The following is an 11,936-nucleotide window of genomic DNA, read 5'->3' as shown; positions in this document are numbered from 1 at the left end:
AAATGCTGCATGCTCCCAAAGTGTCCGTTTTTAGTACACGATTTGTCCGAAAGCAGACGTTTAGTATAAAGATAGGGATGTATTAATTTTGTGGCAAACGGATAATATGAAGATATATCAGCAAGGGGTGAGGTTACGGCCGAGAAGCAGAGGGTTTCATTTAATAACAGGGGAGGTATTGCAGGCCATTCCGCAGGTAACGAAGATCAAGGCGGGCATGCTGCAGGTATTCATACAGCATACCTCTGCGGGGCTTACCATTAATGAAAATGCTGATCCTACGGTGCGTGCCGATTTTGAGATGTGGTTTAACAAAGCGGTACCGGAAAATGATCCTGATTATGAGCATGATTACGAGGGGGCGGACGATATGCCGGCGCACATCAAGGCGTCGTTGCTGGGGGCGTCGGTAATGATACCTGTACATAATGGCCGGTTGGCGTTGGGCACCTGGCAGGGTATTTATTTATGTGAACACAGAAACGATGGCGGTTCCCGCAGTTTAGTGCTGACGGTTTGGGGAGAGGAATAGTTGCTAGCTGCCTGTTTGCTGCAGGGAGGTTTTATAAGCCTGCAGTAGTATCATGAGTCCCGGCATGCTGAGCTGCATGATATCCCGCATGCTTTTCAGGGCTCTTGCAGATAGTTTGTAGGCGCCCTTTACAGAGATACCCATAATTTCTCCTATCTGGTCATAATCCAGTTCTTCAAAGTAGCGGAGATAAATAATTTCTTTCTGCCGGCTGTTTAGCTGGTTGAGTGCTTCCGTGATCTGTTTATGTTGCTGTTGCTGACTTTCCTTGTTGATATAGGTTTGTTCGTAGGAAAAATTGGCCAGGAAATCGTGTTGTTCCTTGTCAAAGGCCACCAGTGTCACGTTTCGTCTTGGCCTTAAGCGGTTGTAGAGTGTACTTCTGAGTGCTACAAAAAGGTAGGGTCGGAGGTCTACGTTTTCGCTGAGGTTATGGCGGTTGGTCCAGAGTTTAATAAACAGTTCCTGGATGGTGTCTTTCACTAGTTCTTCGTGCTGGTGTAGGCGCATAGCATACTCGTATAACCGGTTGAAATACCGGTCGTAAATTTCTGCAAAAGCTAATTCGTTGCTGTGTTGTAGTGCTTCCCAGAGCGCCGTATCAGATGCTGATGAAAGATCCATGTCCCAACTTCTCGCCTTAAAATTACAAAAAAATAGTGTAGCCGTTGGTGAAGGCTGTTAGTAAACTGTCCGTGGCTGAATAGATATAAGGATATTAATATGGATGTAAAAGTATAAAAACAATTGGTTTAAAAATTCATTTAAGAAAAATTAAAAAAATTAAAAAAAAGTGGGGTGTTTTGTAAAATCCTTGTGTTCTGTTTAAGGTAAGGGGTTATTTTCTCCATACTGATTGAGATTGTGGTACTAACTATTGTTAGGATTTGAAAAATAGAAATTATCATTCATACACTAAAGAAGAGTTCCTGGAAGATGCGTTCTTCATGGAGTGGGTACGTGATGCCCGGCCTGATGCAGCGGCCTTTTGGGAGTCCTGGGAAGCCGAAGGGCATGGGAATGTAACGGTGATGCGGGAAGCCAGGGGGATACTGGAGGGTATTTATGGTTTGGAGAGAATTCAGTCGCCCGTAGCAGCAAAGGCAGAGGTATGGGCAGGTATTCAGGCGGGGATGCAGGAGCAGCCGGTTTTGGTTAGTACTCCTTTGTATCGCCGGTTCTGGTACGCGGCAGCTGCGGTAATTATACCGGCAGCCATTATCGGAGGATATTACTTATTTAGTGACAGGGAGAAGACATTTACCACGGGGAATGGAGAGCATTTAGTGGTAACTTTGCCGGATTCTTCGGTGGTCACCATGAATGCAAATACGACGATCACTTATCAGAAGTGGAGTCAGGAAAAAAGGGAGGTTTGGCTGAGTGGGGAAGCGGTTTTTGAGGTGAGGCCTTCCGTTAAACATCTTGCGGCGCCGTTTACGGTACATGCCGGGGAGATAGATGTAGAAGTATTAGGGACAGTATTTAATATAAAGAACAGGAGAAACAAAGCAGAAATATTTCTGCAAAGCGGTAAAGTAAGAGTTACCGAGCTACAAAAACACACCAGTGTAGTGCTGGCGCCTGACCAGAAAGCCAACTATGAGTCAGAGAAGCTACAGGTAGTGTCAGTTCCTGCCAATAATACCAAAGCAATGGCCTGGCGGGAAAATAAAATGGAGCTTACCAATACTTCTGTTAAAGAGATTATAGAAACATTGCAGGATCAATATGGCTATACCATCGTACTGCAGGACTCATCCATTGCCAGCAAAACCATCGAGGGAACTTTAAGGTTACAAAACATCAACAGCGTCATGTTTGAATTGTCGGCCATCCTGAATGTCACCATCGAAAAGCATAATGATACGCTGACGTTTAAAAACAACGGTCCGCGGGGCTATTAAACTTACTATTTTCTAAAAAACCAAGATCAATGGGGATTTGTAGCAGACAAAGCCTAAGGGGCTTCCTGTACCTATGCGTACTTTTGCTCACCTTCAACTATGCCGGTGCGCAAAGCAAGGCAGGTAAAGTTTCTGTTAAAGAGGCTTTAACGCAGGTGACAAAAATTTACGGAACAACCTTCATGTATGAAGGGGCGCTCGTGAATGGTAAAACTACTACGGTAGATGTTAAAGCACAGAGCAGCCGGCCTGTGGAAGAAGTGCTGAAAGGCATTCTCTATCCTAATGACCTGTTGTTTTTGTATGTTGACAAGAACCACTATACAATTGTAGCGAAGCAGAGCAAGCAGGGTATTGAGGCGCAGCGTGCAGCTGCTGCTCAACAGGCTTTACAGCAGGTCCCAGCCAACAAGGTTTTTGGAACTGTTGTGGATGATTCCAATAATCCTGTGCCGGGTGCCATCGTGATGGCTGCAGGTAGTAAGTTTTATACCGGCACTAATTCAGATGGTAAGTTTGCTTTCACACTCCCTGATAGTGTAAAAACAGTAACGGTGAGTTTTCCGGGTATGGACAGGCAAGTGGTACCTGTAGTAATTGGTCAGCCATTGGCAGTAAAGCTGGTAACTAAAGTACTCAATGAAGTAGTAGTAACAGGATACCAAACCATCAGTCGCGAACGCGCTACCGGTTCATTTGCTACCGTAAAAGCTGCGGATCTGGATAAACGCCGTATCTCTTCACTGAACCAGGTGCTGGAAGGTAACTTGCCAGGCGTTATGGTATATAAAGATAAAATTCAGGTACGTGGTCAATCTACTTTTGATACCAGAGGGGCTAATCCATTATATGTTATCGATGGTTTCCCTGTAGAAAACAGCACCATCGATGCTAATGGATGGGTGGTGGATCAAACCCCCAATATTAACCCGGAAGATATTGAGAGCATTACCGTATTGAAAGATGCAGCTGCTGCTTCTATTTACGGTGCACGTGCTGCAAATGGTGTGATTGTTATCACTACCAAAAAGGCAAAAAAGGGTAAAACAAGCATTAATTTTAGTGCGGATTATGCCGTAACTCCTAAATGGGACCTGAGTTACCGTAAGCGGGCCAGTTCAGCGGAGATGGTTGACCTCACTACTTATTATTTCGATAATAACCCGCTTTTTGTAACCAATCCTATCGGTACTGCTGCCAGCATCCGAGAGTCTGCCAGCTATAATAACCCGGCCATGGAGTTGTTGTTGCAGGTGGCAGAAGGTAAGATTACCAGAGCAGAAGCGGATGCGCAACTGGAGGTACTGAAAGGCACAAATCAATATAACCAACAGATTCTGGATAGACTGATTCGACCTAAACAGAACCAACAGTATAATCTTTCCATTGGCAAAGCCAGCGAGTCAAATGTATTTAATTTGTCTGCTACGTTCAGAAATGATCAGGCTTACAGTATTAATGATAATAACAAATTTCTAGGTGTAAACATGAGGAACTCTACCCAGATTTCCAAATGGTTGACAGCAGATGTTGGCGTATACCTGAATTACTCAGATGGTCAGTCGCCCGATAACTCCACCGGCCAGATTACCTCTGGGAGTGGTTGGTTTGATTACCTGATGCCATACGAATCAGCCCTGGATGAATATGGTAACCTTACCACCCTTCGTTTGAAAGAGTCCAAAGCTACACAGGATATCATCAAGAATAATGGTTTATTCAACTTGGGTATCAATCCTGCGGATGAAATGAACTACAACCTGGTAAAAAGTAAAGGATGGGATGTTAGAACGAATCTCCGCCTGAACGCAAAAATTACCAAATGGCTGAACTATGATGTGATGTTCCAATATGAACGTAACACAGATAAAATAGAGCAGTTCATGGATCAGAATTCCCGTTACATGCGTGGTTTCCTGAATTCTTTTTCTTATAAAGATGCCGGCAATAACCTGAAATTTAAAGTACCGGTAGGAAACAGCCTGCGCAATACTTTGGCAACTACCCGTGCATATACGTTCCGTCAGCAATTAAATTTCAACCATACCTTCAACCGTAAACATGAACTTGTGGGCTTGTTGGGATCGGAGGTACGGGAGTCAAAAATTAACAGAGATTATTTTGCTTTATTCGGTTATGACTGGCAAACCATGTCATCCATGCCGGTGAATGTGGATGATGTTAAAAATGGTTTCTTAGGCTTGAATGGAGTAAGAGGACAACTCAGTGCTTCTGATCTGGGTAAAGTGAGAGAAGTCATCAATCGCTTTGTGTCCTTGTATGGTAACGTGGCATATACCTATAATGAAAAATATATGTTATCGGGTAGTGCACGTATGGATTTGTCGAACCTGTTTGGCACCAATCCTAAATACCAGTATCGGCCATTATGGTCTGCGGGTGCAGGCTGGATTATGTCCAAAGAAGATTTCATGTCAGGCATTTCCTGGCTGGATATGCTGAAACTGCGTGCTTCCTATGGTGTAAATGGTAACGTATCTAAAGAGGCTAGTCCTTATATGGTGGCCAATTATGGTGCCAGCAACCAAACGGGTAACCTGGTGGGCTCCATTGGTTCGCCTCCTAATCCAAATCTTCGCTGGGAAAAAACAGCTACCACCAACGTGGGCTTCGACTTCGCCACTTTAAGTAACCGCCTCTCCGGTACGATGGATTTCTATGTAAGAAACAGTACTGATTTATTGGCTAATCTGACCTTAGATCCGGCGCTAGGTTTTTCTACATCTAAGGTGAACAACGGCGGCATGCGCAACAGTGGTGTGGAAGTATCCGTAAGGGGTAATGTGCTCCGTAACAGAAGCTTTAACTGGGATGTTACCGTAAATGGTTCTTATAATAAAAACAAGGTGACCAAAGTGGATTATGATCCTAAGCTCATTTCTGAATTGATTCCAAATGCGGCCAACTACTACCTGCAGGGCGATCCGTTTTACAGTATTTACAGCTACCGCTATGCTGGAGTAAACGAAAAAGGAAATGGTATGATCTATGGTTTGGATGGTAAGCCTACCGATGCACTGGTAACCAATCCTGATGTGCTGATCTACAGTGGGACCTACCTGCCACGCTACACTGGAGCAGTGATCAATAACCTTAGCTATAAACAGTTTCAGTTCTCTTTTATGCTGGTGTTTAATGCAGGCCATATCATGCGTTATGAAGTACCAACCATGAATGGAGGTTATCCTTCAGGGGTGTATATGGAAGGTATCATGAATGCCTGGAAAAAGCCAGGTGATGAGCTTACAACGGATATTCCTAAACTGTCGTTCGACTTCGATAAAACCGTGGTGTCGCAGAGTCGGAGCTATTACATGTATTCTGAAAAATCTATTGCGAACGCCAGCTTTATCAAGGCCAGAAACCTTTCATTGAGTTATAATCTGCCGCAAGATTGGCTGAAGCGACTGAAAGTGGCAAATGCGCGCATCAGGTTCCAGGCGGATAATTTGTTCTATATCGGCTTTAATGGTCAGGGAATAGATCCGGAGGCTGCATCCATCAGCAACGGCTCCATCTCAAGAGGATTGCCGATCATGCCTACTTATAACTTTGGTATCAACCTTTCAATTTAGTACAGATGAGAAAATTAATAACTACTATATTTTGCGGTGCGGTGTTGATAGGAGCTTCCAGTTGTAATAAATACCTGGAGATTGTTCCGAGAGGTGATAAAATTCCCCAGACATTTCTGGATTACAGGGGCCTGATAGAAAGTGCTGATGCGCACGTTATCGACTACTCGGTGCATGCCGGCCTGGTAAATGACTGGAGGTTGTTGCCTACTGCGCAAACAGCAGTCAACCTGGGAACTGTCAACTATAACTGGCAGGAAAGCATTGACAGAACGCAGTTTATTCAGACAGACGCAGGCTATTCATCTGCTTATAAAAATATTTTTATTTCCAATATAGTCATCAACAATGTTCCTGATGCAACTACCGGTACAGAAGCAGAAAAAGCAACGTTAATTGCACAGGCGAGAGTAGCACGTGCGATCACCTACTTCTACCTGATTAATACTTATGCAAAAACCTACGATGCAAAAACTGCCGCTACAGATCCCGGCGTTATCATAAATGTTGCGGAAGAAATGGAGCAAACGCTGACGCAATCTACAGTGCAGCAGGTATACGACTTCATGTTGAAAGACATCAACGAGTCTATTGCCGCATTGCCAAATATGGGGGCCAACCCAATGATGGCAGGTAAAGGAACTGCATACGCATTGCTGACAAAAATTTACATGTTCCAGCAGAAGTATAAGGAGGCAGAGGAAATGGCGAATAAAGCACTGGAAATGAACAGCCAGTTATTCGACTACGTGAAGTACTATACCGATAATAAAACAGTGGCTGATGGTACCTCGCCGTCTATTGGTCTCACCAAATACGAGTTCAATAACCCGGAAAACTACTACTTCAACTACGGCGGTACGATCGTAAAAAATCAAGGATTCTATGCATCCCTGTTGTTACCTTCAGACAGCGCTAATTATGAGCCGGGGGATGCACGTTTCAAAATCAACTTTGTTGGTCGTGTTCTCTCAAATATGCGGGTATTCACGCAACGCCGCATGGATGATGTGAATAGTGGCGGTATACGTACGCCGGAAGTGTATTATGCTAAGGCAGAGTGCCAGGCAAGAAGTGGTAATTATGCTGCAGCAATGGAAACACTGAATACCGTACGTCGTAAACGCATTATTACTTCTTTCTACAAGGATCTGACTGCCAGTACAGAAGCGGAAGCTATTGCATTGATTCGTAAAGAATCCCGAAGCGAGTACCGTGGATATGGAAACAACTACCTGGATACCCGCCGCTTCAACAATGATCCGGTGTATAAGGCGGCCATTACCAAAACGGAGAACGGTAGTACCTACACGATTTCACCTGATTCCCACCTGTGGATATTCCCATTCTCCCAAACGTCCATCGCTTACGGAGAAGGCCGCCTGGTGCAGAACAGTCACTAAGATATTGTCTTAACAAATGCCAACTATTGAGAAGTAAGAAGGGGAGCTGTGAGGCTCCCCTTTTTCAGTTATACTACTTTAACAAAGGTTTTTATACAAAACAAAAATCTCCGGAAGGCGGACCGTCTTTTAAAAGCCAGAATTTCATGCTGGTATTTAAAAAACGTATTCATCCTCACAAACCGATTGAGCAACGTGGGGTGCTGGTAAGCACGATTCAGTTTTTCGAAAACCGCCTTTATATCTCCCGGAGGGCATTTCTGATAAAATAGCTCCATGTTATGCCTGGCCACCTCCGCGTCACTTATTTTTTTCTCCGCCCTTTTTCTTGCCTTTTTTGCATCTTTATTTCCTGTATTTACATTGGTATCATGCTGCCGGTATTTCACCAGTGGCTGATCAATATAGCGGATCGGGCCAAAAAAAGTGGCTACAAACGCTATCCAGCGGTCGTGAATCATTGTATTCGGAAATGGAATAGATTGATCTATTACTCCCTTTCTTATCAACATGGCATGTCCGGAAATGCTGTTGCCGATGGCAAAATTGAGCGGTGTGTCAAAATCCTGCTGGTTCCTCCCGTCCGATATGCAGCGGCCTAATGACTTTCCTTCAAAGTCTACCACCTCAGAATCACAAAATGCTGTATGGTAGCCCTTGGCCATTTCTGCCATCATGATGCTGACCTTTTCAGGTAGCCAGATGTCGTCCTGGTCGCAGAGTGCCATATACTCCCCCTTGGCTAGCTGCAGGCCTTTTTCAAAATTTTTGATATAGCCCAGGTTTGCTTCATTGCGGAACACATGAAAATTTGGATACCTATCCTGATAGCGCTGAAGGATTTCAAAAGAGCTATCCGTTGAACAGTCATCTACCGCTATTATTTCCAGGTTGCTGTAAGTCTGGTTTAACACGCTGTCCAGCTGCTCCTGCAGGAACCTGGCACCATTGTAAACAGCAATGATAATCGATACCAAAGGGGATTGCGTCATGTTTAACACGGTTTCTATATTGTATTAACAGGCGATAAATATAGGATAAAAGCTTACAAAAGATTGTTAAAAACAGACGGATGGGTTACTTATATCGACCGTTTCTTTCGTTTTCTTACAATTTTTCAGCCAGGCGTTTATCGAGTTTTGTAGTATAAATCATAAAGCTATGAACACAATTAGTACAACTCCAACGATTCTGCTGACAGGTGCCACCGGCAAAGTAGGAACTTATCTGACCCGGCAGCTTGCTCAGCAAGGCATTCCATTTCGTGCGATGGTGCGTAATCGGGAGGATGTCCCTAAGCTCTCCTCCCTGCCTGGTGCCGAGGTGGTATTGGGAGATTTTGATCACCCGGACTCATTGCGACAGGCAGTGGCCGGCATTGAAAGCGCCTTTTTGCTCACCAATTCAACGGCTAAGGCAGCACAGCAACAAATCACTTTTACGGATATTGCGGCCGGTGCAGGTGTAAAACAGTTGGTGAAGTTATCGCAGTACAAGGCAGATGCGGCTTCGCCGGTAAGGTTTCTGCGGTATCATGCGGCGGTGGAAGCGCACATTAAAGCCAGCGGTATGGCATATACGTTCCTGAGGCCCAATTTATTTATGCAGGGATTCCTGCTTTTTAAAGACAACATTATCCATCAGGGAAAATTTTTTGCCCCCGCAGGAAGTGCCAAAGTAAGTGTGGTGGATGCCCGGGATATTGCCGCCGTGGCGGCGCAGGTACTTGTTACCCAACACTGGAATAATCGGGTGCTTGATATTACAGGGCCCGAAGCACTTTCCCATGAGGAAATAGCAGCAATATTATCTGCAATAACAGGAAGGCATATACGATATATAGATGTGACACCTGAAGATATGTTGCAAGCGGTACTTTCGTTAGGCTTTCCTGTGTGGCAGGCAGAAGGGTTGATAGAAGACTATGCCCATTATGCACGGGGAGAAGCAGCCGCTGTCAGCAGTACGGTGCAACTGGTAACGGGTAAGCCTGCACGTAGTTTTGCGGCTTTTATTGCTGACCACGCGGCCTATTTCAAATCCTGATTTTTATCTCTCCCTGAACCTGCCACAAAGAAATTATCATCTTTCAGGGCCTTGATAAATTGCTGTGGGGTGGTGTCCAGGTATAGCCTGAAATCTTTTATCAGGTGACTCTGGTCATGATAACCAAAGGTTTCAATCAGGTCAAATACATCCGGTTTATTTTCCTTTTGGGAGATGATAGTGTTGATGACTGCCTTAAACCGAAGGAACCGCAGTAGTTCTTTCGGGGAATAACCGGTGTATTTCTGAAATCTTAACTGTACGGTTCGTTCAGACAGACTTGCATTAGCAGCAATAGCTTTAGCAGGCTGAATAACGGGATCATGAAAGTAATTTTTTCCTGCTATTAATGGTTTTGAAGCAGGCTCGCTTTCCATCACCAGCGATAGGAGATAGTCGTTCAGTAAATCAATTCTTTGCTGCACTCCTGCTGACTTCACCTCCTGCCACAATTCCTGTATATACGGCAATGTTATGGGGATAACAGCACCTTCATACTGATCCAGGGGTGTCGGAAATACCCGGTAAAATCCGTTCAGGTGAAAGTTAAGCACAATAGCATCAGCACCGGGAGGTAGAGAATAATTGAGCATTTTCCGCAGCGGGCCGGCTGCCGTAATTTGTTCCAGGTGATAGGTGCCTGGTGGCTCACTGCCAAAGGAAAATGGTATGGGCGGTCCGAAGTTCAGTACCAGGATCATCTCCAGGTTTGGTGAGAGGTGCTTGGTAACGCTGTTGGTGCCTGCAGGGTTATAAATATGATAATAGTGACTCAGCACCTCCTGGAGAGCAGGGGCGGATTTGTAAAGGTCGCCGTGTTGGTCAGTTATCATGGTAAAGTAAGTTATTGCATAAAGGTATGGGAAATTGGAGGAGGAGATAAAAAGTTTACATTTTGTGTAAACTTTTTTGTAATTTAGAAAATGTTCATTGTTGACGTTGCCACAAAAAATAAAAAGAAGGTACTAATAAGGCCTGTCGAAAGAAAGGATTTCAGCATCCTTACAAAAAAGCGTTTTCTATTCGACTGGAAAGCTATCCAGTCAGAAACCTCCATATATATATTATTTGACCCGGATGATCAGATTATCCTCGGTGCTATGGCGGTATTAAAACTGGACGCTGAAGAGCGGATTGAAATAAAATTATTGACTTGTTCCAGAGAAAATATAGGACGTGGAAAGAATTACGACAGAATAGCTGGTTGCTTGATCGCATTTGCATGTCAGCTGGCCGTTGAAAAGTTTGGTTACCATGCATGTGTTTCATTGGTTCCTAAAACAGAGCTAGCTGTTCATTATATAGAAAAATATGGGATGAAAAATGCCGGATGGCAACTTTATCTTGATGGTGAGCGGCTGGGAGAACTTATAAATGAGTATTTATTATGACTGTTGAAAAAAAATATACTCCAAAAGAATTGGCTGAATCTGTAGTTTTTCCTGTTGAACTTACGGATGCTCAAAAAAAAGAAGCGGCAACTCAGTTAGAAGCTGTGAGGAAGCGAAGGCAACATGATATGTCAGACAGGGAAAAACTGATATTACAGTTATTACAACTGAAGTTTCAACTAGAAAAATATCTTGAGGATGGTAAGTACGATGTAAAAAAGAACTTTGGTTTTTTCCTTAAAAAATATATCGATATTTTGGAACTCAGACATAAGGCTTTTGCGCAGGCCATCAGTATTGATGTAACGCTTTTAAGTCAGCTAATTAATAAGCACCGAGATCCTCCTGAATATTTGTTTATCAGGCTGGAATTACATTCTAATAAGAAAATACCAGCAGAATATTGGTTTAAGCTAGTAGAAAAGGAAAAAGTACATCAAATAAAAACCGACAAGAAGCTGAGAACCAGAGAAAAAGCATTCGTTCTCAGCACCATTGCCAATATAAGTTAAACCTGCGCCTGTGTATCCAGGCGCAGGCGTTTTATTAAAACCGCTTCCATAACCACCTGTCCAAACTATATTTCCCAGCCCCCGTGAACAATAGGAAAACAAAAAGCACCAGTAACAAAAAAGGCAACTCGTCATCCGTGAAAACATGACCGGAGCCCATGATAAAAGCAATAACGCCCATATTAATCACCAGCACCGCTGCGGCAATCCTGGTCAGCAATCCCAGGATAAGGAAAATTCCACCTATCAGCTCCGCACCTTTACCCAGGTAGGCCATAAAAACCGGTAGTGGAAAATGTAAATCGCTAAGCCAGGCAATATTTCCTTCCATATGGCCGGAGTTGAAAATGCCAAAACCGTGTATCATGATCACGAGGCCGCTGATGATTCTTAATAGTGCCAGGCAGGCATCGGGATTTACTTCGGCAGTTAGTAGTTTTTTGAACATAACATTTTTTTGTGTCTGCCGAAAATAGCGCCGCCTTCTTCCTCCATTTGCAAAACGCCTGTAAAAAAGTGTAAATTGAAATGTAAAATCTCTTAAACGGG

At 43.9% G+C, this 11,936-nt stretch carries 11 protein-coding genes; 7 read left to right on the top strand and 4 right to left on the bottom strand.

Features of this window, described 5'->3' with window-relative positions; translation table 11 throughout:
• Positions 1-106: 106 nt before the first annotated feature.
• On the top strand, positions 107-532 hold the full coding sequence (locus KW844_RS19810) for a secondary thiamine-phosphate synthase enzyme YjbQ (protein WP_218378523.1): 426 nt from the start codon (positions 107-109) through the stop codon (positions 530-532).
• Positions 533-535: 3 nt separating this feature from the next.
• Here the strand turns inward: KW844_RS19810 and KW844_RS19805 are convergent, their stop codons facing one another.
• Positions 536-1,156 (bottom strand): RNA polymerase sigma factor, encoded by a 621-nt coding sequence (locus KW844_RS19805; RefSeq protein WP_218378522.1) that lies wholly within the window; start codon positions 1,154-1,156, stop codon positions 536-538.
• A gap of 263 nt (positions 1,157-1,419) precedes the next feature.
• On the opposite strand from KW844_RS19805, the gene KW844_RS19800 reads away from it, so the two are divergent.
• Genes KW844_RS19800 through KW844_RS19790 form a run of 3 tightly spaced genes read left to right on the top strand, consistent with a single transcriptional unit; the run spans position 1,420 to position 7,438 of the window.
• Complete coding sequence (locus KW844_RS19800) at positions 1,420-2,439, top strand: FecR family protein (protein WP_218378521.1); 1,020 nt, start codon at positions 1,420-1,422, stop codon at positions 2,437-2,439.
• A gap of 29 nt (positions 2,440-2,468) precedes the next feature.
• Positions 2,469-6,035 (top strand): SusC/RagA family TonB-linked outer membrane protein, encoded by a 3,567-nt coding sequence (locus tag KW844_RS19795; protein ID WP_218378520.1) that lies wholly within the window; start codon positions 2,469-2,471, stop codon positions 6,033-6,035.
• Between the two features lie 5 nt (positions 6,036-6,040).
• Complete coding sequence (locus KW844_RS19790) at positions 6,041-7,438, top strand: RagB/SusD family nutrient uptake outer membrane protein (protein ID WP_218378519.1); 1,398 nt, start codon at positions 6,041-6,043, stop codon at positions 7,436-7,438.
• 68 nt (positions 7,439-7,506) lie between these two features.
• Here KW844_RS19790 and KW844_RS19785 read toward each other — a convergent pair whose 3' ends face one another.
• Positions 7,507-8,430 (bottom strand): glycosyltransferase family 2 protein, encoded by a 924-nt coding sequence (locus KW844_RS19785; RefSeq protein WP_218378518.1) that lies wholly within the window; start codon positions 8,428-8,430, stop codon positions 7,507-7,509.
• 169 nt (positions 8,431-8,599) lie between these two features.
• Here KW844_RS19785 and KW844_RS19780 point away from each other — a divergent pair, with 169 nt between their 5' ends.
• A complete protein-coding gene (locus tag KW844_RS19780; RefSeq protein WP_218378517.1) occupies positions 8,600-9,484 on the top strand; it encodes an SDR family oxidoreductase in 885 nt (294 codons plus the stop codon).
• Here the strand turns inward: KW844_RS19780 and KW844_RS19775 are convergent.
• The gene (locus tag KW844_RS19775; RefSeq protein WP_218378516.1) at positions 9,469-10,317 is read right to left on the bottom strand and encodes an AraC family transcriptional regulator; all 849 of its coding nucleotides are present in this window, start codon (positions 10,315-10,317) and stop codon (positions 9,469-9,471) included. The genes KW844_RS19780 and KW844_RS19775 overlap by 16 nt on opposite strands.
• A 90-nt stretch (positions 10,318-10,407) precedes the next feature.
• Here KW844_RS19775 and KW844_RS19770 point away from each other — a divergent pair, with 90 nt between their 5' ends.
• Positions 10,408-10,875 (top strand): hypothetical protein, encoded by a 468-nt coding sequence (locus tag KW844_RS19770; RefSeq protein ID WP_218378515.1) that lies wholly within the window; start codon positions 10,408-10,410, stop codon positions 10,873-10,875.
• Positions 10,872-11,387 (top strand): hypothetical protein, encoded by a 516-nt coding sequence (locus KW844_RS19765; RefSeq protein WP_218378514.1) that lies wholly within the window; start codon positions 10,872-10,874, stop codon positions 11,385-11,387. Before KW844_RS19770 ends, KW844_RS19765 begins: the two co-directional genes overlap by 4 nt.
• 34 nt (positions 11,388-11,421) lie before the next feature.
• Here KW844_RS19765 and KW844_RS19760 read toward each other — a convergent pair whose 3' ends face one another.
• On the bottom strand, positions 11,422-11,835 hold the full coding sequence (locus KW844_RS19760; protein ID WP_218378513.1) for a DoxX family protein: 414 nt from the start codon (positions 11,833-11,835) through the stop codon (positions 11,422-11,424).
• Positions 11,836-11,936 lie beyond the last annotated feature (101 nt).

The organism is Chitinophaga sp. sic0106, assembly GCF_019219075.1.
Lineage (GTDB): Bacteria > Bacteroidota > Bacteroidia > Chitinophagales > Chitinophagaceae > Chitinophaga.
Note: the sequence above shows the minus strand (reverse complement) of the source record. Positions and strands in the feature narration are given on the sequence as shown.

Excerpts from the sequence above, each read along its gene's own strand:
- KW844_RS19770 (WP_218378515.1), top strand. The coding sequence starts at position 10,408 with ATGTTCATTGTTGACGTTGCCACAAAAAATAAAAAGAAGGTACTAATA.
- KW844_RS19805 (WP_218378522.1), bottom strand. The coding sequence starts at position 1,156 with ATGGATCTTTCATCAGCATCTGATACGGCGCTCTGGGAAGCACTACAA.
- KW844_RS19785 (WP_218378518.1), bottom strand. The coding sequence starts at position 8,430 with ATGACGCAATCCCCTTTGGTATCGATTATCATTGCTGTTTACAATGGT.
- KW844_RS19780 (WP_218378517.1), top strand. The coding sequence starts at position 8,600 with ATGAACACAATTAGTACAACTCCAACGATTCTGCTGACAGGTGCCACC.
- KW844_RS19795 (WP_218378520.1), top strand. The coding sequence starts at position 2,469 with ATGGGGATTTGTAGCAGACAAAGCCTAAGGGGCTTCCTGTACCTATGC.
- KW844_RS19790 (WP_218378519.1), top strand. The coding sequence starts at position 6,041 with ATGAGAAAATTAATAACTACTATATTTTGCGGTGCGGTGTTGATAGGA.
- KW844_RS19810 (WP_218378523.1), top strand. The coding sequence starts at position 107 with ATGAAGATATATCAGCAAGGGGTGAGGTTACGGCCGAGAAGCAGAGGG.
- KW844_RS19760 (WP_218378513.1), bottom strand. The coding sequence starts at position 11,835 with ATGTTCAAAAAACTACTAACTGCCGAAGTAAATCCCGATGCCTGCCTG.
- KW844_RS19765 (WP_218378514.1), top strand. The coding sequence starts at position 10,872 with ATGACTGTTGAAAAAAAATATACTCCAAAAGAATTGGCTGAATCTGTA.
- KW844_RS19775 (WP_218378516.1), bottom strand. The coding sequence starts at position 10,317 with ATGATAACTGACCAACACGGCGACCTTTACAAATCCGCCCCTGCTCTC.